The organism is Streptomyces sp. NPDC043176 (assembly GCF_056436715.1).
The window spans coordinates 139,107-162,160 of sequence record NZ_JBWKCA010000003.1 but is presented as its reverse complement, the minus strand read 5'-3'; the positions used below and the strand labels follow the sequence as shown (position 1 = coordinate 162,160).

Here is a 23,054-nt window from a genome sequence, read left to right as displayed (position 1 = left end):
GCGCGTGGGGAGGCGTCGTGGACGACTACGCGGGAAGGGTGCTCGCGGACCGCTACCGCCTGCCGCTGCAGCCGGCGGACACGGACCCGTACGCGGACACGTACGCGCTCGTCGAGACGCGCGCGTTCGACACGTACAGCGGGCAGGAGGTCATGGTCCGCCAGGTGCCGCTGCCGGAGTTCGTCGACGCCGAGGTGCTCGACGGCGAGGGCGGCACCGACGGCCCCCACGGCGGCGCGGGGCGGGCGACCCGCCGCCCCGCCGAGCCCGTCGTCCGAAGGGCCGTCGAGGCAGCCCAGGCCGCCGCGCAGATCCCCGACCACCCCTTGCTCGACCAGGTCTTCGACGTGTTCGCCGAGGCCGGTTCGCTGTGGATAGTGAGCGAGGTCGTGGCGGCCCGACCGCTGGCCGCGCTCCTCGCCGAGCGCCCCCTCAACCCGTACCGCGCGGCCGAGATCGGCGCCGACGTCCTCACCGCCCTGCGCGCGCTCCACGCCCACGGCTGGGTCCACCGGAACATCACCGCCCGCACCGTGCTCGTCTGCGACGACGGCCGGGTCGTCCTCACGGGCCTCGCGGCCGGCGCCGCCGAGGAGGCCCTCTGCGGGTACGCGCCCGTCCCGGCCGAGAGCGAGCCGTTCGGCTCCGAACCGTTCGAGCCCGAACCGCACCGGCCCGAGCCCTACGTCGTCGAATGGCCCGAGGCCGACGAGGCGTACGGCTCCGAGCAGTACGTGCCCGAGGTCTACGAGGCCGAGATCTACGAGGCGGAGGTGCCCGAAGAGGCCGCCCCGTACGGCACCGACCCTTACGGCACCGACTCGTACGGCCCCGGCCCGCACGGCGCTGAACTGCGCAGCGCCGACCTGTACGGCGTGGAGGCCGACGGTACCGATCCGTACGGCACCGAGCCTGACGGCGCCGACCCGTACGCCGACTCGCACGGCGCCGTTCTGTACGCCGCAGAGGCCGACGGCGCCGGTCTGTACGGCACCGACACCGACGGCGCGGACGAAGGCGATCGCGACGGGTCCACCGAGTCCGACGAGTCCGGGGAAGGTGACCCGCCCGGGGCCGGCGCGGGCGGCGACCCCGCCCCGTACGGGGTGAGCCCCTACGGTGTCGATCCCTACGGCGCCGACCCCTACGGCCGGGCCGCGCCCGAGCCCGCCGCCCCGGCACAGCCCGCGCCGCCGCCGACCGCCGATGTGCGGGCGGCGCGGGCCGACGCCATCGCCGCGTACCGGGCGGGTGCGCGCGCCGCGGCTCGGCTCGGTGAGATCGGGGCGCTCCCCGCCCAGCGCCCTGCCCCGCAGGAACAGCAGGAACAGCAGGAACAGCAGGAACAGGAACCGCGGGAGCACCAGGACCAGCGGGAACCGGCGCCCCGGGAATCGCAGGGGTCGCCCCCGCCTCCCCGGGCGGCCGCCGCGCCCGAGCCGCAGTGGTGGGCACGGGTGGCGGACGAGGACGACGAGGACGACGACGAGGACGACGGCGACGGGCCGCACCGCGGCCGGGGGCCGCAGGCGGGCCCGCCGCGCCTGATGCTGGCCGGCAGCTGGAGCGACGGTCCGCACGCGTCGCGGGACGGCTCGGGTCCGATCCCGGCCGGCGGCGGTGCGGTGCTGCCCGGTTCGGGGCGGCCGGCGCTGCCCGCCGGGTACACGGCCGCGACTCCGGGCCCGGGGCGTGTCCCGGCTCCCGCGGGCGCCCGCGACGACGACCGGGAGCCGGTCGCCGTCACGGCCGGGGAGTACCGCGGCCCGGCCACGCGGCTCGACGCCGATCGGGCCCGGCAGACCAGGATCGCGGTCGTCGGCGCCGTCACGGAGCGCTGGGCGCCCGAGCAGGCGGGCCCCGTCCACGAGAACTGGCGCCTCGCGCCGCCCATCGGCCCGGCCACCGACCTGTGGGCACTGGGCGCGCTCCTCTACCGGGCCGTGCAGGGCCACGCCCCGTACCCGGAGGACAGCGCGGCCGAGCTGGTCCAGCTGGTCTGCGCCGAGCCGCCGGCCTTCGCCGAGGAGTGCGGGCCGCTGCGGCCGGTCGTGGAGTCCCTGCTGCGTCAGGACCCCACCGAGCGGCCGGACTTCGAGGAGCTGCGCGGCTGGCTGCGTTCGCTCGTCCGGTCGGCGCCCGAGCCGGAGGCCGGGGTCGGCGTCGTACCGCTGCCGTCGTTCGACGAGAAGCGGCTGCCGATCGTGCGCCGGCGCGGCGAACTGGTGCGCCGGTGGCGCGGGGGAGCGGGGGCGGGCCGCCACCGCCACAAGCGCGGCAGGGACCCGCGCCCGGCCGCCCGCGGCGACTACGCCCCCGACTACGCCCCCGAGTACGACAGCGCGCACGACACCGCGCACGAGCGGGCGTACGAGCGCGGCCACACGTACGAGCGTGACCGGGCGTACGAGCGCGACCCGGCGTACGAGCGCGAGCCCCGGCGCGTACCGGCGGATCCTCCCGGCGGATTCCGGGAGGAGTACGACGAGGAGATCCCGCAGCGCGCGCCGCGCGTGCCCCGTGCCTCGCGCGGCTCGTCCTCCGGGGGCCCGGGCTCCCCGCGCTCCCTCGGCCGTACGCTGCTGATCCTGGTCTTCCTGCTGCTCGGCGGAGCCGTCGCGTACGCGGTGCTCTTCATGCCCCGGGACGGGGAGACGCCCGCCGGCCGGGTGACGCCCACGACCGGCGCGCCGACCACGGCGCGGCCGAGCGGCCCGTCGGGCGATCCTTCGGGCGACCCGTCGGGCGGGCAGACCGCCGCGCCCACGACCAAGCCGCCCACCACCGCGCCCGCGGACCCGTCGGCCCCCGCCCTGGCCGCCGGGTACACGGTGCGCCAGGACCCGGAGGGCTTCCGGATCGGGGTGCCGAACGGCTGGCGGCGCAGTCCCGTCAACGACGCCGGGCAAGTGCGGTACACCAACGGCGACTTCACCATGATCGTCGTGCCGGGCCGGGACAGCGTCCGCGACAACGGCGGCGATCCGCTGGAGTACCAGAACACCAGGGAGCGTGAGCTGGAGCCCTGGCGGGCGTCCAGCTGGTCGGGGGCCGAGCGCACCCGCCGGGTCGACATCGGCAGGACGGCCACGGCCACCGGGAGTTACTGGTGGCTCGACGGCACGGGGCGCGAGGTCTTCGTCCGCAACCTGGCCCTGATCGACGGCGGGAGGTACCACGTCGTCCAGGTCATCGGCCCGTACGCCGAACGCGACAAGGTCGGCGAGATCCATGACGAGGCCACCAGGGCGTTCCGTCCGGGACGCTGATCGGAAGGATCGCCACCGCCCCCTGGTCACAGTGCTGTTCCTATGACCGCCCCGAGGTTCCGCCGCCCGCACCCCCCTCCGTAACCTGTTCTCCGAAGGAATGGGCGGGGGCAAGTGGAACATTCTCAGAGCACAGGCGAGGGGCTGCTGCTCGCCGGACGCTACCGGCTGGGCGAGTCCATCGGGCGCGGCGGCATGGGCAAGGTCTGGCGCGCGCACGACGAGGTACTGCACCGTGTGGTGGCGGTGAAGGAGTTGACGGCCGGTCGTTTCGTGGCCGAGGCCGATCGCCTCGTGCTGCACGCCCGCACCCAGAAGGAGGCGCGGGCGGCCGCCCGGATCACCCACCCGGGTGTCGTGACCGTCCACGACGTCCTGGAGCACGACAGCCGGCCGTGGATCGTCATGCAGTACGTCGACGGGCCCTCGCTCGCCGACGCCGCCAAGGAGGCGGGCACGATCGAGCCGCGCGAGGCGGCCAGGATCGGGCTGCACGTCGTCGGCGCGCTGCGGGCCGCGCACGCGGCCGGGGTGCTGCACCGGGACGTCAAGCCGGGCAACGTCCTGCTCGCGCGCGACGGACGCGTCCTGATCACCGACTTCGGGATCGCGGCGATCGAGGGCGACTCGACCATCACCCGGACCGGCGAGATCGTCGGCTCCATCGACTACCTGGCGCCCGAGCGGGTGCGCGGCGGCGACCCAGGCCCGGCCTCCGACCTCTGGTCCCTCGGCGCGACCCTGTACGCGGCGGTGGAGGGCACCTCGCCGTTCCGCCGCACCTCCCCGATCAGCACCATGCAGGCCGTGGTGACCGAGGAGCCGCCGCACCCGGAGAAGGCCGGGCCGCTGGCGCCCGTCATCGTCGCCCTGCTGCGCAAGGACCCGGCCCAGCGTCCGCGAGCGGACGAGGCCGAGCGGATGCTGCTCGACGCCATGGAGGGGCGCAGGCCGGAGGCGGCGCAGGCGTACGTGCCGACCCAGCGCGTCGCCATGGAGGACCTGGAACCGGTGCCGGGCGGGAACGTCCCGGCGTCCGGCCCCGCCGGCGGAGCGCGTACGGGGGACACGACCGGTACGGACGGCACGGGGGCGTCCGGCGGGGAAGCGGACGGCACGACGGCCGGGGCGCCGCGGAAGACCACCGCGCAGTGGCCCCAGCCGCCCCAGGGCCCCCACCTGCCGCAGAGGCCCCCCACGCTGGTGCCGTCGACGCCCTCCCCGTCCGGCCGCGGCCGCTGGCGTACCGCCGTCCTCGCGGCGCTGCTCGCCGGGGTCGTGGCGGGCGGCGCGGTCTTCGCCGCCATGCACTACGCGGGCGGCGACCGCGACGGCGGACGGGCCACGCCCCCCACCTCCGCCGCCCCGGCCACCCAGGGCGCCGTCGGCGCCGTACCGGCCGGCTGGCACCGGGTCCAGGACCCGGAGGGCTTCAGCCTGGTCGTGCCGGACGGCTGGAAGCGGCAGACGGAGGGCGACCAGATCGACTACACCCCGGACAACGGCCGCCACCGCATCCGGATCAGCATCGACCGCAGCCCCGACTTCGAGAACCCGTACATGCACGCCGTCGATCTGGAGCGCGTGCTGCAGAAGCGGATGGACTACTCCCGGGTCAAGCTCCTCCAGAACACCTATCGCGACCAGGTCCGCTCCTGCCTGTGGGAGTTCACCTGGACCGAGAAGAAGACCTTCCCCGGCCCCCGGCACGCGATCGACCAGATGTACTACGAGGACGACGGCACGGAGTACGCCGTGTACATGTCCTCGCCGGAGTCGAGCTGGGAGACCACCCGCGAGCAGTTCGACGTCGTCCTCCGCTACTGGCGTGCGCCGGGCGACTGAGCCGCGACCGAGCTCTGCCGAAGGACGACGGCCGGCGCGGAGATTTTCTCCGCTCCCGGCCGCCGGCGGCCGTAAGCCACTGATCAGGGCTTATGTGCCAGTGATCGCTGGCGCAATGTGCGCACCCGGTGAAAACGCATTACCGACGGGTACCCAAAGGGCGGAACGCGGCCTACGCTCGCCCTCATGACGGACTCGCAGGCCCCCGCCGCCCCTCCGGTTTCCGACGCCCCCGCGACGAAGGGCGGAGCGTCCGCTCCCACCGGCGCGACCCCGGGCACGTCCGCGCCCGCCGGCGCGACCAACCCGGTCGCGCCCGCGCCCGCCGGCGCGCGGACCGCCGCCGACGTCGTGACGCCCGAGGTGGTCGCCCGCCTCACCCGCGGCGTCGTCGGCTCCGGCCGCACCGCCAACCACACCCCCTTCACCGGGGAGAAGCTGGCGGACCTGCCCGAGTCCACCCCCGAGGACGTCGCCGAGGCCTTCGCGCGCGCCCGCGCCGCCCAGACCGCCTGGGCCGCCGTCCCGGTCAAGGCGCGCGCCGCCGTCCTCCTCCGCTTCCACGACCTCGTCCTCCAGCGCCAGGCCGAGGTCCTCGACCTCATCCAGCTGGAGACCGGCAAGGCGCGTCTGCACGCCCACGAGGAGGTGCAGGCGGTCGCCGTCGCCGCCCGCCACTACGGCCGCAGGGCCGCCGCGTACCTGCGCGCCAAGCGCCACACCGGCGTCGTCCCGACCCTCACCAAGGTCACCGAGCTGCGCCAGCCGCGCGGGGTCGTCGGCCAGATCGCGCCCTGGAACTACCCCCTCGAACTGTCCGTCGGCGACGCGCTGCCCGCCTTCGTCTCCGGCAACGCCGTCGTCATGAAGCCCGACACGGAGACCGCGCTCACCGCCCTCTGGGCCCGCGACCTGCTCGTCGAGGCCGGCCTGCCCGCCGAGGTCTTCCAGGTCGTCCTCGGCGAGGGCCCGGTCGTCGGCCCCGAGGTCGTCAAGCACGCCGACTACGTCTCCTTCACCGGCTCCACCCGCACCGGCCGCGAGGTCGCCCAGGGCGCCGCGGCCCGCCTCGTCGGCGTCTCCCTCGAACTCGGCGGCAAGAACGCGATGCTCGTCCTCGAGGACGCCGACATCGAGAAGGCCGCCGCCGGTGCCGTCCGCGCCTGCTTCTCCTCCGCCGGACAGCTCTGCATCTCCATCGAGCGGCTGTACGTGCACGAGTCCGTCGCCGACGCGTTCCTGGAGCGCTTCGCCGCCCGCACCAAGGCCATGCGGCTCGGCAGCTCCCTCGCGTACGGCGCCGACATGGGCTCCCTCGTCGGCGACCGGCAGCTGGAGACCGTCAGCCGCCACGTCGAGGAGGCCGTCGCCAAGGGCGCCAAGCTCGTCGCGGGCGGCGTCGCCCGCCCCGACATCGGCCCCCTCTTCTACGAGCCGACCATCCTCGACGGCGTCGAGGCCCCGATGGCCGTCTGCTCCGAGGAGACCTTCGGCCCGGTCGTCTCCGTCTACCGCTTCACCGACGAGGACGAGGTCGTCGAGCTCGCCAACGGCACCCCGTACGGCCTGAACTCGTCCGTCTGGACGAAGGACTCGCGCCGCGGCCACGCCGTCGCGGCCCGGCTGCGCACCGGCACCGTCAACATCAACGAGGGGTACGCCCCCGCCTACGGCAGCGTGCAGTCCCCGATGGGCGGCATGAAGGACTCCGGGCTCGGCCGCCGCCACGGCTCCGAGGGCATCCTCAAGTACACCGAGGCCCAGACCGTCGCCCAGCAGCGCCTGATGCCCCTCGCACCCTCCTTCGGCATGGACGACGAGAAGTACGCCGCCTTCATGAGCGTCTCCCTGAAGGCGATGAAGGCCCTGCGCCTGCGCTGACCTGACCCACCGCCCCGACCGTCCTCGCGCGGGCCCCGCGGACCCGGCCGTCCGGCCCGCGCCGGCCCCCTGACCGCCCCGACCCTTCCGCCCCTTTCCGTACGAGGAGAGCCATGACCGCGGTACCCCCTACCCAAAACCAGGAGCAGGCGGAGGACGCCGGGTACGACTACGACGTCCTCGTCGTCGGCTCCGGCTTCGGCGGTTCGGTCACCGCCCTCCGCCTCACGGAGAAGGGCTACCGGGTCGGCGTCCTCGAAGCCGGGCGCCGCTTCACCCGCGCGACCCTGCCGAAGAACTCCTGGGACCTGAAGAACTTCCTGTGGGCCCCGGCCCTCGGCCTCTACGGCCTCCAGCGCATCCACCTGCTCGGCAACGTCATGGTGCTCGCGGGCGCCGGCGTCGGCGGCGGCTCCCTCAACTACGCCAACACCCTCTACGTACCGCCCAAGCCGTTCTTCGACGACCCGCAGTGGAAGGACATCACGGACTGGCAGGACGAGCTGCGGCCCTACTACGAGCAGGCCCAGCGCATGCTCGGCGTCCGCCTCAACCCGACGATGACCCCGTCCGACGTGCACCTCAAGGCGGCCGCCCAGGCGATGGGCATCGGCGACACCTTCCACATGGCGCCCGTCGGGGTCTTCTTCGGCGACGGGAACGACGCCGACGGGACCTCGAAGGCGAAGCCCGGCAGCGAGGTCGCCGACCCCTACTTCGGCGGGGCGGGCCCCGCCCGGCGCGCCTGCACCGAGTGCGGCGAGTGCATGACCGGCTGCCGGCACGGTGCCAAGAACACCCTCAACGAGAACTACCTCCACCTCGCCGAGAAGGCCGGCGCCACCGTCCACCCCATGACCACGGTCGTCACCGTCACCGAGGACTCGCGGGGCGGCTTCGCGGTGAAGACCCTGCCCACCGACCGGCGCAGGAAGGGCGAGGGCCGGACCTTCACCGCCCACCGGGTGGTCATCGCGGCCGGCACGTACGGCACCCAGACCCTGCTGCACCGGATGAAGGACAGCGGTCTGCTGCCCCGCGTCTCCGACCGGCTCGGCGAACTCACCCGCACCAACTCCGAGGGCCTGGTCGGTGCCCAGACCACCGACCGCCGCTACCGCAAACGGCACGGCAAGGAGAAGGCCGACTTCACCCGCGGCGTCGCCATCACCTCGTCGATCCACCCGGACGCCAACACCCACATCGAGCCGGTGCGGTACGGCAAGGGCTCCAACTCCATGGGCGGCCTGACCGTCCTCCAGGTGCCCTACGGCGCCCACCGGGTGCGCAACTGGTTCCTCAACCTGCTCAAGCACCCCGCCCTCGCCGCCCGCTCGCTCTCCAACCGGCACTGGTCGGAGCGGACCATCATCGGCCTCGTCATGCAGTCCCTCGACAACTCCCTGACGACCTACCGCAAGCCCGGCGGCATCGGAAAGGGCCTCCTCACCGCCCGCCAGGGGCACGGCGCGCCCAACCCGGTCCAGATCCCGGAGGCCACCCAGGCCGCCACCCTCCTCGCCGAGGAGATCAACGGCTTCGCCGGCTCGAACATCGGCGAGCTGATGGGCACCCCGCTCACCGCCCACTTCCTCGGCGGCTGCCCGATCGGTGCCGACGCCGAAACCGGCGTCATCGACCCGTACCACCGGCTCTTCGGCCACCCCGGCATCTCCGTCGTCGACGGAGCCGCGGTCTCCGCCAACCTCGGCGTCAACCCGTCCCTGACGATCACCGCCCAGGCCGAGCGGGCCATGTCCTTCTGGCCGAACAAGGGCGAGGACGACCCGCGCCCGCGGCAGGGGGAGGCCTACGCGCGGCTCTCGGCGGTCGAACCGAAGTCCCCCGCGGTCCCGGCCGAGGCCTTCGGCGCGCTCCGGCTGCCGTTCCTCGGCATGCCGGCGGTCCCCCCGAGGAAGGCCTGAGGCCGATCCGGCCCCGTACGCCTTCCGCACGAACCCCGGACACAGGAGAGGGCGCTGCACCCCCCTCCGAGTGCAGCGCCCTTCCAGTTCTTGGTGGTGCTGCATAGATGACCCGCGACGGATGGGATTGGTTGTAGCGGTTGCACGAGATCTCCGTGTGACGCGCGTCACGTCGGCGGGGCGGGAACGGAGAAGGGCCCCGTGCGCGCGATTCCGGTCGCGGCACGGGGCCCTCTGGCATCGGCACCGGTGTCAGGGCAGCGGCGGTGCCGAGCGGGCGGCGCCGGGGGTCGCGCCGCGGGGAAGGGGGATTCGGGGGGACGGGAGGACAGGAGATCGGCCGGATGCGGCCGGCCCCGGGCGTCCCCGGGACCGACCGCCCTTTCTGGGTGACCGGGCTGCTGTCCCCTGCTGTCCGGTCACACGCGCTGGTGCGAGGTCCCACGACGTACCTGAGGTACGCCACACGCCCCAGCGAAGCCACGCGTGGTTTCTTCGGGCCCGCCCCTGGCTGGCACGGACACCCGGACCAACGAAGCCGGGTCGCGGCCGGTCACGCGCCGTACGGGTGAGAGCGCGCCCGAACTCAGATGCGGTCCCCCACCCGGACGCGCTCCTCGCCTTTCCCGGCAAGGACGTGGCACCCGGCCGGGGCGTGACGCCTGGGCGGGGCGTGGCGCCTGGGCGGGGATCAGACGCGGCCCCGGCACAGCTCCAGCACGGTCATCGCCAGCGTCGTGCCCGGCTTGCCCAGGGCGTCCCTGTAGTGGGCGAGGACCTCCATCTCGCGGGCGAGGTTCACCCGGCGGCCTCCGGAGGAGATCCGGGCCTCCTGGATGACGGCCGAGACGGCCGTCCGTTCCTGGATGAGACCGATGATCCGGTCGTCGAGCGCGTCGATGCGCTCACGGGCGTCACCGATCAGCGCCGCCGCCTCGTCGGTGCGGGCGCCGGTCTTCTCGGTCTGGGTCATGGCGGTCATGTCGGGGCTCCTCGTGGTGTCGGACGCCCCGGGCGACACGGCCCGGAACAAGCAGAACGCCCCGGGCCTTGTCGGCCCGGGGCGCCTGGGAAGTCGCTTGTCAGTTGCTCAAGCAGCACGACCATGGCAGCCGGTGGGCCGGTTGCCATAGGTAAAGACGAAGGTCGTGAGCTTGCGCATGGCGACAGTATGGACCCCTTTGCCGGGCCCGGACCAATACCGGTTCGGATGGTGAGACGAAAAGTGCGACCGGCGCGCCGGTAGAATCGACAAATAGCCCCCCTTTCGGGGGACCCCCTCCTACCGCCGGAAGGCCGCCGTAGTGTCATCAGCGCCCCCCGCTGCCGCGCCCGACGTCTCCAACCCGGACGTAGTCCTCGTTGTCGACTTCGGCGCCCAGTACGCCCAGCTCATCGCCCGCCGTGTCCGTGAGGCCCGGGTCTACAGCGAGATCGTCCCGTCCACCATGCCGGTGGCCGAGATGCTGGCCAAGAACCCGAAGGCGATCATCCTCTCCGGCGGCCCGTCCTCCGTGTACGCGGAGGGCGCCCCCCGCCTCGACCGCGCCATCTTCGAGGCGGGCGTCCCCGTCTTCGGCATGTGCTACGGCTTCCAGCTGATGGCGACGACCCTCGGTGGCACCGTCGACAACACGGGCGCCCGCGAGTACGGCCGGACCCCGCTGCACGTCTCCAAGGCCGGCTCCACCCTCTTCGAGGGCACCCCGGTCGAGCAGTCCGTGTGGATGTCGCACGGCGACGCCTGCTCCGCCGCCCCCGAGGGCTTCACCGTCACCGCCTCCACGGACGTCGTGCCGGTCGCCGCCTTCGAGAACGACGCCAAGCAGCTGTACGGCGTCCAGTACCACCCCGAGGTGCTGCACTCCACGCACGGCCAGCAGATCCTGGAGCACTTCCTCTACCGCGGCGCCGGCATCAAGCCCAGCTGGACCACGGGCAACGTGATCGAGGAGCAGGTCGCGGCCATCCGCGCCCAGGTCGGCGACAAGCGCGCCATCTGCGGTCTCTCCGGCGGCGTCGACTCCGCCGTGGCCGCCGCACTCGTGCAGAAGGCCATCGGCTCCCAGCTCACCTGCGTCTACGTCGACCACGGTCTGATGCGCAAGGGCGAGACCGAGCAGGTCGAGAAGGACTTCGTCGCGGCCACCGGCGCCAACCTGGTGGTCGTCGACGCGCAGGAGCGGTTCCTCGACGCCCTCGCCGGCGTCTCCGACCCGGAGACCAAGCGGAAGATCATCGGCCGCGAGTTCATCCGCGTCTTCGAGCAGGCCCAGCTGGAGATCCTCCAGGAGGAGGGTCCCGAGGTCGCGTTCCTCGTCCAGGGCACGCTCTACCCGGACATCGTCGAGTCCGGCGGCGGCACCGGCACCGCCAACATCAAGTCGCACCACAACGTCGGCGGCCTCCCCGACGACATCGAGTTCCAGCTCGTCGAGCCGCTGCGCCAGCTGTTCAAGGACGAGGTCCGCATGGTCGGCCAGGAGCTCGGCCTGCCGGAGGAGATCGTCCAGCGCCAGCCCTTCCCGGGCCCCGGCCTCGGCATCCGCATCGTCGGCGAGGTCACCAAGGAGCGCCTGGACCTGCTCCGCGACGCCGACGCCATCGCCCGCGAGGAGCTCACCGCGGCCGGTCTCGACCGCGAGATCTGGCAGTGCCCGGTGGTCCTCCTCGCCGACGTCCGCTCCGTCGGCGTCCAGGGCGACGGCCGCACCTACGGTCACCCGATCGTGCTGCGCCCCGTCTCCTCCGAGGACGCCATGACGGCCGACTGGTCGCGCCTGCCCTACGAGGTGCTCGCCAAGATCTCGACCCGCATCACCAACGAGGTCGCCGACGTGAACCGCGTCGTCCTCGACGTCACCAGCAAGCCCCCGGGCACCATCGAGTGGGAGTAGTCACCCCCGCTCCCTGAGCCCACCGGAGCCGCCGCCCCCGCGTCCGTCGCGCGGGGCGGCGGCTTCGTCGTGTTCCCGTCCGTCGCGCGGGGCGGCGGCTTCGTCGTGTTCCCGTCCGGACTCTGGTGAGTTGCCCTGCCGGGCGTTACCTTCCGGCGCATGAGCGTGATACCGGACCCCGTACCCCTCGAACGGCTCCACTTCGCCATGCCGCCCGTCCACGCGACGGCCGAGGAGGAACGCACCCACCGCAGGCAGCGGCTCGCGGGCGCGCTCCGGCTCTTCGGCCGGCTCGGGTACGAGGAGGGCGTCTCGGGCCACATCACCGCCCGCGACCCCGAACACCCGGACTGCTTCTGGGTGAACCCGTTCGGAGCGCCCTTCGACGAACTCACCGCGAGCGACCTCATCCTGGTCAACGGCGACGGTCAGGTCGTCCACGGCGGCCACCACGTGAACCAGGCCGCCTTCACCGTCCACGCCGAGGTCCACCGGGCCAGGCCCGACGTCGTCGCCGTCGCCCACACCCACTCCGTCCACGGGCGGGCGCTCGCCGCGCTCGGCGAACTCCTCGACCCGATCACCCAGGAGGCCTGCGCCTTCTACCAGGACCACGCCCTCTACGACGCCTACACCGGCGTCGTCGTCGACGCCGAGGAAGGGCGCCGGATCGCCGTCGCCCTCGGCGCGTTCAAGGCGGTCGTGCTCCGCAACCACGGACCGCTCACCGTCGGCGGCTCCGTCGACGCCGCCGCCTGGTGGTTCATCGCCCTGGAACGCTGCGCCCGGATACAGCTCGCCGCGAAGGCGGCCGGCAAACCGGTCCTGATCGACCACCGCGAGGCGGTCGCCACCCGCGAACAGCTCGGCAGCGACCTCGTCGCCTGGATCAACTACCAGCCCCTCTGGCGCAGGATCAGCCGAGCGGAGCCCGAACTCCTGTCGTAACACCATCGCTTCACCCTTCTGTACGTCAATGGGATGGCGCGGCAATCACTCTCCGGCGGGGCGCACGCGGTGGGCGCGAGAGCCGCCGGTACGGCACAATTCCGTGGAATCAACGGTTGGTTGGCCCTTCGGGACGCACCGGTACGTGTCGTGAAGTGAGCTCGGGAAGTGAGCACCGTGGCGGTTCAAGAGGCGAGACAGTACGGCGAGCACGCGACGGCCTGCGCCGGCTGCGCCCACTGCGGACAGACCGGCCACCGGCGCGCGGTCGCCGCCTTCCTCGCCCGGCGCGACGAGCTCGCCGCCGGACACGGCGTCCCCGCGGCCGTCGCCCACTCGCCGGTCGCCGCCCGGCAGTGGGTCTCCGACGAGCTCGCCCAGTCCGCCCGCGCGGTCACCGTCCGCGGCCGCGAGGCCGGGCTCGCCTGGCTCGACCGGGTACGGCGCGGCGGCCTCGGGGCGGTCTGGGGCGCCGTCCTGGCCCTCCTCCTCGGCCAGGCCCTCACCGCGATCGGCAACGGCTGGACCGGTGCCCGCACGGCCGGCCTCTGCACCGCCCTGGTCCTCGCCGTCCTGCTCAGCGTCGCCGCCCACGCCCACCGGGCGCGCGGCGGTCTCCTCGCCCCGCTGATCGGCGAGGACAACCGGCTGTCCACCACCCGCGCCGTCGCCGCCGGCTGGCTCCTGCTCCTCGGCTTCACCCTCCTCTTCCTGGCCTTCCGGTCCCCGGACGCGACCGCCTTCGGCCTGGCCCGCGGCGCGGGCCTGCTCACCGGCCTCGCCCTGGTGTCGGGCGTCGCCGTCAGCGCCCGTCTCGTCGTCACGCGGGGCATCGCCGCCGGCCGCCTGCAGAAGGTGCGCGCCGACCGCCCGCGCGCCGCCGACCTGCTCTGCGACGACAGCGGCCGCGCCGGCCTCGCCGACGTCCAGTACCTCCTCGTCTCCGCGGCCGTCCTCGCCCTCGGCGCCGTCGGCCTCGCCCGCGACCCCGACCGGCTGCCCGACGTGCCCTGGTCCCTCGTCCTGCTCCTCGGCGTGTCCGCGGCCTGGCACCTCGCCGCGAAGTGCACCGAGGGCGTCCGCCCCACGATCCACTCCGTGGTCCGGTCGAGGGAGGCGGGCGACCTCGACGCCCCCATCCGCACCGGCGACGACATCGAGATCCGCGGCTGCGGCTTCGTCCCGCCCGGCGCCGGCGCCCCCGACCCGCTGACCCGGCTGGTCGTCCGCATCGGCCCCGTCCACGCCCACGTGCCCCTGGTGCCCGTCCCGGGAGGCTTCGCCAACCCCACCGACGCGGTCCTCACCGTCCCCCTCCCCGCCGACGTCGAACCGGGCCGGGTGGAGGTCTCGGTCGTGACGGCGGCGGGCGTGGAGACCAACCGGGTCACGATCGACGTGATGGACTGACCGTCCGGCCCCCTTCCCGCGTCTCCGGAGCCGAGTGCGAGGAGAATCGTTCCGCGAACAGTCGTACGTACGGGACGTGGAGAGGTGACCGACGATGACGGGACAGGCGGACCGAACGAACGACCCGGGCGACACAGGACCCACGGGCCGCAGCCCCGGCTCAGGCGGTACGGGCGACGGCCGCCCCGGTTCGGCCGGCGTCGGCGGCCCGGGAGGCAGCGGCGGCATTGGTCCGGGCGGCTCCGGTGTGGGCGGTACCGGGGGCCCCGGCGGCCAGGGTGGCCCCGGCGATACCGGCGGCCCCGGCGGTACCGGTCGTGTGGCGCGGTGGAGGGCGGCCCTCGACAAGGGGAGGGTGGTCGCCTCCCGTTACGCCCTCCTTCCGTTGCGGATCTTCCTCGGAGTCACGTTCGTCTACGCGGGGCTCGACAAGCTCACCGACCCCGTCTTCCTCGCCGACACCGGCAGCGGCTCCATCGGCGAGACGATGCGCGGGGTCCGCGACTCGTCCGCGATTCCCGCCCTCGTCGACCTCGCGCTCAAGAACCCCACGGGCTTCGGCTACGCCATCGCCCTCGGGGAGATCGCCGTCGGGATCGGGACCCTGCTCGGCTTCTTCGCCCGCCTGGCGGCGCTCGGCGGCGCGCTGATCTCCCTGAGCCTCTGGCTGACCGTGAGCTGGCAGGTGAACCCGTACTACCTCGGCAACGACCTCGCCTATCTGATGTCCTGGCTCCCGCTGGTGCTGGCCGGGGCGTCGGTGCTGTCCGTGGACCGCTTCCTCGCCGAGCAGCGCCGTATTCGATAGGCGACCCAGGTCACGAGGCCGGCCAGGCCCAGCCCGCCGCCGAGCACGGGGACCGCCGCGTACCACGGCGTCGTCCAGGCGCCGGTGGCGTCGCCCGCGTAGAGAGCGGCGAGGGCGAGGGCGGTGAGGCCGGCGAGCAGCCGGCCCGGACGGAACTCATGAAGCAGCACGGGTGACCTCCACCTGTCCGATGCCGACCTCGAGCGAGAGGTCCAGAGTGCCCGCCGGGGCGGTCCCGGCCGGCGGGGCGATCGTGCGGGTCACGTCACGGTCGGGCGCGATGTCGACGTCGTTCGCCGGCTCGTCGGGCAGACGCAGGTCACCCAGGCCGACCTGGGCGCGCACCTTCACGACCGCGTCCTTCGGGACGATCACCTTGAGCTGCCCCGCGCCCACCTCCGCCGACGTCGAGACGGTCGAGCCGGCCGGGACCGGGAGCCCCGACAGGTCGAGTGTGCCGACCCCGGTGCCCACCTCGTAGCGTGGCTGCACGGCGGCGACGGACGCCGGCTTCCAGGTCTCGCGCATCCAGTCCGTCGTGATCTCGTGGGGCAGCGCCGTCGCCAGGGCGAGCAGGCCCGCCGTGACCACGGTCTGGAAGACCGTGCCGAACCCGGTCCGGCCGAGGAAGCTGCTCACGACCAGGCCGAGCCCGAACACCGCGAGGGCGGCGATCAGACCGGTCTGCAGGCTGATGCTCAGAGGCTGGGACTCCCAGGTCAGAGCGGTGCCGAGCACGGCCGCGACGATGGCGAGGAGGTGCACCAGACCGCCGATGGAACGCGGGCTCCGCCTGATCGAGGGCTGCGGACGTCCGGGGGTCGCCGGCGGGGGACCCCACTGGCTGCCGGGCTTCGGTACCTCGCCGCCCACCCGGCCGTCCTCGTCCAGGACGCCGTGCGGCCCCCACAGGTAGCCCACGGCCACCTTGCCCGTCGAGCCGTCCTTGACTATCGGGTCCTTCCACCAGGAGGGGAACTCGACCATCGGCGGTGCCTTGGTCTCGGGCGGGGCGTCGGAGGCCACCAGCGCGGCGGCCGCCGACTCCACCCGGCCCTCGGGCTCGGCGCCCCCCGTCTGCCGGCGCCGTGACCACACGGCGGCCGCGCTCACCACGAACCCCACCAGGAGGGCGGAGCCCAGCATCGACCCGCTGTGCAGCATCGACAGGAAGATCCCGCAACCCACCAGGGCCATCAGAAGGGCGGCCAGCGACGCCCCGGAGACCCGGCCGGTGAGCAGCCTGCGTCCCTCGTTCTCCTCCTCGCCCGCGAGCGGGATCAGCAGCCAGGCGAAGCCGTAGAAGATCAGCCCTATGCCGCCCGGGATCGCCAGCACGCCGACCGCCACCCGGAAGATCACCGGGTCGAGGTCGAAGTACCGGCCGAGGCCGCCGCAGACTCCGCCCACGACCTTGCTGCCGCGCGAGCGCTGCAGGGGCGTGGCGGGAACGGCCTCCGCCGGCGGCGGGGCCTCGTGCTGCGAGGGCATCGAACTCGTCATGCGTCCATGGTGACGGCCCGTGACGCCGAGCGGCACCGGGATCGACCCTGGCCCGACCCTGATATTCGGTGCCCTCTCGTCCCCGAGTCGGTACCAGGGACGATCTCAGGGCCGACCCTGATGTCCAGCGCGGGCCGAACGTGTGACGATCGGTGCATGTCCGCAGCCGCCCGTGTCACCGAGACCGACGAACCACCCGTGCGCAGGCTCTACCGGAGCGCCGACGGGCGGTGGCTCGGCGGTGTCGCGCGGGGCCTCGCAGGCCATCTCGGCCTGCCGGTCGTCTGGGTGCGGACGATCTTCGTCGTCCTCCTCTTCACGGACGGACTCGGCCTCGTGATCTACGCAGCGTTCTGGATCGTCGTCCCCCTGGGCGTCGGCGGCCGCGGCCTCCCGCGCCCCCTCTTCGAGACCACCCCCGACGGGCGCCGCCGACTGCGCAAGCCCGACCGGGGGCAGGTCCTCGCGCTGATAGCGCTCGCGATCGGCGGCGCGGTCCTCATCGGGAACATCAGCGTCGACGACGGCTCCGGACGCTACATATGGCCGGGGCTCCTCGTCTGCGGCGGCGTCGCCCTGGTCTGGCGCCAGGCGGACAACGCCCGCCGGGCCAGCTGGACCGAGGCCGGGCGCCGCCGCCGGACCCTCCAGCTCGTCCGCGGCCTGGCCGGGGTCGCCCTGGTCGGCACGGGTCTCGCGGTCTTCGTGGTGGTGCGCGGCTCCGTCGCCCAGCTCGGCACGGCGCTCACCGCCGCGGTCGCGGTCCTCACCGGCATAGCGCTGCTCGCCGGCCCCTGGCTCGTACGGATGTCGCAGGACCTCACCGAGGAGCGCACCATGCGCATCCGCGCACAGGAGCGTGCCGAGGTGGCGGCCCACGTCCACGACTCGGTGCTGCACACCCTCACCCTGATCCAGCGCAACGCCGAGGACGCCGGTGAGGTCCGCCGGCTCGCCCGCGCCCAGGAGAGGGAGCTGCGGAACTGGCTGTACAAGCCCGAGGGCACCGGCAAGGACGAGGAGCCGGAGACCGTCGCGGAGGCCGTCAAGAGGGCCGCGGCCGAGGTCGAGGACAAGCACGGGGTCCCGCTGGAGGTCGTGGTGGTCGGCGACTGCCCGCTCGACGAGGGCCTGTCGGCGCAGATGCAGGCCGCGCGCGAGGCGATGGTCAACGCCGCGAAGTACGGTGGCGAGGGCGGGCCCGTGCAGGTGTTCGCCGAGGTGGACGGGCGGTCGGTGTTCGTCTCGGTGAAGGACCGGGGACCGGGCTTCGACCTGGATTCCGTGCCCGAGGACCGGATGGGCGTAAGAGAATCGATCATCGGCCGGATGCAGCGCAACGGCGGTTCGGCCCGGTTGCGGTCCGTTGAGGGCGGCGGCACCGAAGTGGAGCTTGAGATGGAGAGGGCGGACGGATGAGCGACGAGATCGGTGCGGCGACCGGAGCGGACCCGGGGGCGGCGGGCCCGGAGCGCCGGGTGCGGGTGGTCCTCGTCGACGACCACCGGATGTTCCGTACGGGCGTGCAGGCCGAGATCGGCAGGACCGACGTCACCGGCGTCGAGGTGGTCGGCGAGGCCGCCGACGTCGACCAGGCGGTCACCGTCATCACGGCGACCCGTCCCGAGGTCGTCCTCCTCGACGTGCACCTTCCCGGTGGCGGCGGCGTCGAGGTGCTGCGCCGGTGCGCCAGTCTGATGGGCGCCCCCGAGGACCCGGTCCGCTTCCTGGCCCTGTCCGTGTCGGACGCCGCCGAGGACGTGATCGGGGTGATCAGGGGCGGTGCGCGCGGTTACGTCACCAAGACGATCACCGGCACGGATCTGGTCGACTCGATCTTCCGTGTCCAGGAGGGCGACGCCGTGTTCTCCCCCCGCCTCGCCGGGTTCGTCCTGGACGCCTTCGCGTCGACGGACGCGCCGCCGGTGGACGAGGACATGGACCGGCTCACCCAGCGGGAGCGGGAGGTGCTGCGGCTGATCGCCCGCGGCTACGCGTACAAGGAGATCGCCAAGCAGCTCTACATCTCGGTGAAGACGGTCGAGTCGCACGTCTCGGCCGTCCTGCGGAAGCTCCAGCTGTCCAACCGGCACGAGCTGACCCGCTGGGCCACCGCCCGCCGCCTGGTCTGAACCCCGTCCGGTCACCCCACGCGGGTCGCTCCGGCGAAGGGCATCTCGTCGATCGGGGCGATCCGGACGGGGGCGCCCGGCCGCGGAGCGTGGATCATCTGGCCGCCGCCGATGTAGAGCCCGACGTGGCTGATGCCGGAGTAGAAGAAGACGAGGTCGCCGGGGGCGAGCTGGGAGCGGGAGACGCGTTGGCCGGCGTTGATCTGGGTGTACGTCGTGCGGGGGAGCGAGACACCGGCGGCGCGCCAGGCGGCCTGGGTGAGACCCGAGCAGTCGTACGCGGAGGGACCGGTCGCCCCCCACACGTACGGCTTGCCGAGCTGGGCGCGGGCGAAGGAGATGGCCTCGGCGGCCCGTGTGTTCGGTGCGGTCACCGGGCCGCGCTCGCCGCCCGAGGAGCGGTCGGCCCGCGCGGTGGCGGAGCCGGTCGAGCCCGATCCGTCGGTTCCCGCCGCGGGGCCGGAGCCGTCCCGGCCGGCGGTGGCGGCCTCGTACCGCGCCCGTTCCTCGGCGGTGAGCCGGGCGAGCAGGGTTCGCGCCTCCGCCAGCTTGCCGACCACGGCCGCCTTCTGCCGCCGCAGCTCCTCCTCGTGACCGCGCAGCGCGGTGAGGCGTCCCCCCGACTCGCCGCGCAGCTGCCGGAGGGCGGCGAGCTCCCGCCGTACGGCACCGATGGCGACCGCCTGCCGGTCCCCGGCCTTCTCCGCGAGCGCGGCCCGCTCCAGGTACTCGTCGGGGTCGGAGGTGAGGGCGAGCCGGACGGCCGGGTCGAGGCCGCCGGAGCGGTACTGGGCGGCGGCCGTGGCACCGAGTCCGTCCCGGGCGGTGTTGAGCCGGTCGGTCCTGCGGGCCGCCTCGTCGCGGAGCCGGTCGAAGGCGGCGCGGGCCTCGTCGGCCTTCTCCTTCGCCCCGTTGTACCGCTCCGTCGCGACCTCGGCCTCCTCGTACAGCCGGTCGACCTTCGCCTTGACCTGGGCCGCGGTGAGCCGGGGGTCCGCGTGCCCGGACCCCTCGAAGAGCGTCGCCGTCGCGGCGGAGGCGAGGGCGAGCGTGGCGGCGGTGCGGACCGCCTGACCGCCGAGGGGGGACTGTCTGGTCTTCCGGTGCGCTGCCACGAGGGCGGGTCACATCCTCTGCCTGAGGGGGACGGTGCCCGCCGGGCCGACGGCGGCCGCCACAGGGGAGACGACCGCCGCCGGATTTTCTCGGCGGGGGTGACCGACGACCGCCGGATCGCCGGCGGCGGTGGGGAGCCGGTCACCTGGTGGAGGACGCTAAACCTGGGGTCACGCCCAGGCGGGGAGTTGACCGCTATTGACGTCAGTTGACGGGTCGGGGACCGTTCCCGTTCGCTCGGAGTGAGGGGTCTGGGGACATTCGGTGGTCGGGCGACCGAAGGGCCGAAGGGAGTGGACCCGGCCGGAGAGCGGTGCTAGGGCCCCGGTTAGGCTCCGCCCCATGGACGTACTCATCAATGTCTTCGTCGCCCTGCACATCATCGGCATCGCCTCGCTCCTCGGCGGTTTCCTCACCCAGATGAAGGCGATGGGGGCGGGTACGGCCCGCTTCAGCCCCGCCATGCTGCACGGCGCGCTGACCATGCTGGTCACGGGCGTGGCGCTCGTCGGCCTCAACCAGGCCGACGACCAGACCGTGAACAACCTCAAGATCGGCATCAAGCTGGCGATCCTCGTGGTCATCCTCGGCCTGGTCTACGTCAAGCGTGACGAGGAGCGGGTCGACAAGGGTCTCTTCGCCGCGGTCGGCGGCCTGACCACGGCGAACATCTTCATCGCGACCCTCTGGGTGTGAGCAGGGGCGGCCGTCCGGTGTGACCCGTTCCGCAGCCGTGAGGCCGAGGAGGGTTCCCAAGGCGGGCCCGGATGTCGGCGGGGCGTCCTAGACTCGTGTGGCGATGAGCAGCCTCTTTGACGACAGCTTCCTGGCCGGCCTCCAGAACCACTCCTCGGAGGAGCACCCGCCCCACCCCGAGGACGACGAGCACGGCTCCCCGGCCGCGGAGGAGGTCCCGCACGACCTCTTCGGGGAGCACTTCGACGCGCCCCCGCCCCGGGACACGCACTACCGCGACGGCGCCCCGCGCCCCGTCGTGGACCCCGCCGCGCTCCTGGAGGGGCTGAACGAGCAGCAGCGCGCCGCCGTCGTCCACACCGACACCCCGCTGCTCATCGTCGCCGGAGCCGGCTCCGGCAAGACCCGGGTGCTCACCCACCGCATCGCCCACCTCCTGGGCACGCGGCACGTCCACCCCGGCCAGATACTGGCGATCACCTTCACGAACAAGGCCGCCGGCGAGATGAAGGAGCGCGTCGAGCAGCTGGTCGGCCCGCGTGCCAACGCCATGTGGGTCATGACCTTCCACAGCGCCTGCGTCCGCATCCTGCGGCGTGAGTCGAAGAGGCTCGGCTTCACGTCCTCGTTCTCGATCTACGACGCCGCCGACTCGAAGCGGCTGATGTCCCTGGTCTGCCGCGACCTGGACCTCGACCCGAAGAAGTTCCCGCCGAAGTCGTTCAGCGCCAAGATCTCGAACCTCAAGAACGAGCTGATCGACGAGGAGTCCTTCGCCGACCAGGCCGTCGACGGCTTCGAGAAGACGCTCGCCGAGGCGTACCGCATGTACCAGGCACGGCTGCGCGAGGCCAACGCCCTGGACTTCGACGACATCATCATGACGACGGTCCACCTGCTCCAGGCGTTCCCCGACGTCGCCGAGCACTACCGCCGCCGCTTCCGCCACGTCCTCGTCGACGAGTACCAGGACACCAACCACGCCCAGTACACCCTCGTACGGGAGCTCGTCGGCACGGGCTACCAGGACCTCGGCCCGGCCGAACTGTGCGTCGTCGGCGACGCCGACCAGTCGATCTACGCCTTCCGTGGCGCGACCATCCGCAACATCCTCCAGTTCGAGGAGGACTACCCGGACGCCACGACGATCCTCCTGGAGCAGAACTACCGCTCCACCCAGACGATCCTCTCCGCCGCCAACGCCGTCATCGAGCGCAACGAGTCCCGCCGCCCCAAGAACCTGTGGACGAACGCGGGCGCGGGCGCGCAGATCACCGGCTACGTCGCGGACACCGAGCACGACGAGGCGCAGTTCGTCGCGGACGAGATCGACCGCCTCACGGACACGGGCGACGCCAAGGCCGGAGACGTCGCCGTCTTCTACCGGACCAACGCCCAGTCCCGCGTCTTCGAAGAGATCTTCATCCGCGTCGGACTGCCCTACAAGGTCGTCGGCGGCGTCCGCTTCTACGAGCGCAAAGAAGTCCGGGACGTCCTCGCGTACCTCCGCGTCCTCGCCAACCCCGAGGACAACGTCCCGCTGCGCCGCATCCTGAACGTCCCCAAGCGGGGCATCGGCGAGCGCGCCGAGGCGATGATCGACGCCCTGTCGCTGCGCGAGAAGATCACCTTCCCGCAGGCCCTCAAGCGGGTCGACGAGGCGTACGGCATGGCCGCGCGCTCCGCGAACGCCGTCAAGCGCTTCAACGCGCTGATGGACGAGCTGCGCACCGTCGTCGAGTCCGGGGCCGGCCCCGCCGTCGTCCTGGAGGCCGTCCTGGAGCGGACCGGCTACCTGGCCGAACTCCAGGCCTCGACCGACCCGCAGGACGAGACCCGGATCGAGAACCTGCAGGAACTCGCCGCCGTCGCCCTCGAGTTCGAGCAGGAGCGCGGCGAGGAGCCGGCGACCCTCGCCGAGTTCCTGGAGAAGGTCGCCCTCGTCGCCGACTCCGACCAGATCCCGGACGAGGACGAGGAGGGCCGGGGAGTCATCACGCTGATGACGCTGCACACCGCCAAGGGCCTGGAGTTCCCGGTGGTGTTCCTCACCGGCATGGAGGACGGCGTCTTCCCGCACATGCGCGCCCTCGGCCAGGCGAAGGAGCTGGAGGAGGAGCGCCGCCTCGCGTACGTGGGCATCACGCGCGCGCGTGAGCGGCTCTACCTCACCCGCTCGTCGATGCGCAGCGCCTGGGGCCAGCCCTCGTACAACCCGGCCTCGCGCTTCCTGGAGGAGATCCCGCCCGCGTACCTGGAGTGGAAGCGGACCGGTCCGATGGTGAAGCCCGCCGGGCCCACCTCGGGGCTCGTGTCCTCGCTCTCCTCCTCCCGGTCCCGCACCGGCCCCTCCGGCTTCGCCACCCGGCGCGCCGGTGAGAAGCCGGTGATCTCCCTCCAGGTCGGCGACCGGGTCACGCACGACCAGTTCGGCCTCGGCACGGTCATGACGGTGACGGGAGTGGGCGCCGACGCACAGGCGACGATCGACTTCGGCGACGAGAAGCCGAAGCGGCTGCTCCTGCGGTACGCGCCGGTCGAGAAGCTGTAGTCCCGGCCCGCGAGACGAGGCCCGCGAGGCGAGGCCCGCGAGGCTCGTGGGACTTACTCGTGGGACTTGTGAG

The 23,054-nt window shown here is 73.2% G+C and carries 16 protein-coding genes; 12 read left to right on the top strand and 4 right to left on the bottom strand.

Features of this window, described 5'->3' with window-relative positions:
- Positions 1-17 precede the first annotated feature (17 nt).
- From AC067A_RS05660 to AC067A_RS05645, 4 genes are all read left to right on the top strand, one after another.
- Positions 18-3,269: a protein kinase gene (locus AC067A_RS05660; protein ID WP_478614993.1), complete on the top strand. Its 3,252-nt coding sequence runs from the start codon at positions 18-20 to the stop codon at positions 3,267-3,269.
- 114 nt (positions 3,270-3,383) lie between these two features.
- Positions 3,384-5,114: a serine/threonine-protein kinase gene (locus AC067A_RS05655; RefSeq protein ID WP_478614991.1), complete on the top strand. Its 1,731-nt coding sequence runs from the start codon at positions 3,384-3,386 to the stop codon at positions 5,112-5,114.
- Between the two features lie 186 nt (positions 5,115-5,300).
- Entirely contained in the window at positions 5,301-6,995 is a 1,695-nt protein-coding gene (locus AC067A_RS05650) for a succinic semialdehyde dehydrogenase (RefSeq protein WP_478614988.1), read from the top strand.
- Between the two features lie 113 nt (positions 6,996-7,108).
- Positions 7,109-8,920 (top strand): GMC oxidoreductase, encoded by a 1,812-nt coding sequence (locus tag AC067A_RS05645; RefSeq protein ID WP_478614985.1) that lies wholly within the window; start codon positions 7,109-7,111, stop codon positions 8,918-8,920.
- Positions 8,921-9,611: 691 nt separating this feature from the next.
- Here the strand turns inward: AC067A_RS05645 and AC067A_RS05640 are convergent.
- Entirely contained in the window at positions 9,612-9,902 is a 291-nt protein-coding gene (locus tag AC067A_RS05640) for a chorismate mutase (RefSeq protein ID WP_478614983.1), read from the bottom strand.
- A 322-nt stretch (positions 9,903-10,224) separates the two neighbouring features.
- Here AC067A_RS05640 and guaA point away from each other — a divergent pair, with 322 nt between their 5' ends.
- The 4 genes from guaA (at position 10,225) to AC067A_RS05620 (ending at position 14,983) form a co-directional block, all read left to right on the top strand.
- Positions 10,225-11,817, top strand: coding sequence for a glutamine-hydrolyzing GMP synthase (gene guaA, locus AC067A_RS05635; RefSeq protein WP_478614981.1), 1,593 nt, complete (start codon positions 10,225-10,227; stop codon positions 11,815-11,817).
- A 159-nt stretch (positions 11,818-11,976) separates the two neighbouring features.
- The gene (locus tag AC067A_RS05630; protein ID WP_478614978.1) at positions 11,977-12,765 is read left to right on the top strand and encodes a class II aldolase/adducin family protein; all 789 of its coding nucleotides are present in this window, start codon (positions 11,977-11,979) and stop codon (positions 12,763-12,765) included.
- 177 nt (positions 12,766-12,942) lie between these two features.
- Positions 12,943-14,175 (top strand): hypothetical protein, encoded by a 1,233-nt coding sequence (locus AC067A_RS05625; protein ID WP_478614975.1) that lies wholly within the window; start codon positions 12,943-12,945, stop codon positions 14,173-14,175.
- Between the two features lie 319 nt (positions 14,176-14,494).
- A complete protein-coding gene (locus AC067A_RS05620) occupies positions 14,495-14,983 on the top strand; it encodes a DoxX family protein (RefSeq protein ID WP_478614972.1) in 489 nt (162 codons plus the stop codon).
- Here AC067A_RS05620 and AC067A_RS05615 read toward each other — a convergent pair.
- Positions 14,893-15,153: a hypothetical protein gene (locus tag AC067A_RS05615; protein WP_478614969.1), complete on the bottom strand. Its 261-nt coding sequence runs from the start codon at positions 15,151-15,153 to the stop codon at positions 14,893-14,895. The genes AC067A_RS05620 and AC067A_RS05615 overlap by 91 nt on opposite strands.
- Positions 15,140-16,486 (bottom strand): PspC domain-containing protein, encoded by a 1,347-nt coding sequence (locus tag AC067A_RS05610; RefSeq protein WP_478614966.1) that lies wholly within the window; start codon positions 16,484-16,486, stop codon positions 15,140-15,142. Before AC067A_RS05610 ends, AC067A_RS05615 begins: the two co-directional genes overlap by 14 nt.
- A gap of 156 nt (positions 16,487-16,642) precedes the next feature.
- Between AC067A_RS05610 and AC067A_RS05605 the strand changes: the two genes are divergently transcribed.
- The gene (locus AC067A_RS05605) at positions 16,643-17,905 is read left to right on the top strand and encodes an ATP-binding protein (protein ID WP_478614964.1); all 1,263 of its coding nucleotides are present in this window, start codon (positions 16,643-16,645) and stop codon (positions 17,903-17,905) included.
- Positions 17,902-18,618 (top strand): LuxR C-terminal-related transcriptional regulator, encoded by a 717-nt coding sequence (locus AC067A_RS05600; protein ID WP_478614961.1) that lies wholly within the window; start codon positions 17,902-17,904, stop codon positions 18,616-18,618. Before AC067A_RS05605 ends, AC067A_RS05600 begins: the two co-directional genes overlap by 4 nt.
- A gap of 11 nt (positions 18,619-18,629) precedes the next feature.
- Here AC067A_RS05600 and AC067A_RS05595 read toward each other — a convergent pair whose 3' ends face one another.
- Positions 18,630-19,733 carry a C40 family peptidase gene (locus AC067A_RS05595; RefSeq protein ID WP_478614958.1) on the bottom strand — a complete coding sequence of 368 codons (1,104 nt, stop codon included), beginning with the start codon at positions 19,731-19,733 and terminating at the stop codon, positions 18,630-18,632.
- Positions 19,734-20,076: 343 nt separating this feature from the next.
- On the opposite strand from AC067A_RS05595, the gene AC067A_RS05590 reads away from it, so the two are divergent.
- Positions 20,077-20,430, top strand: coding sequence for a hypothetical protein (locus tag AC067A_RS05590; RefSeq protein ID WP_478614955.1), 354 nt, complete (start codon positions 20,077-20,079; stop codon positions 20,428-20,430).
- Positions 20,431-20,533: 103 nt separating this feature from the next.
- Entirely contained in the window at positions 20,534-22,981 is a 2,448-nt protein-coding gene (gene pcrA, locus AC067A_RS05585) for a DNA helicase PcrA (RefSeq protein WP_478614952.1), read from the top strand.
- Positions 22,982-23,054 lie beyond the last annotated feature (73 nt).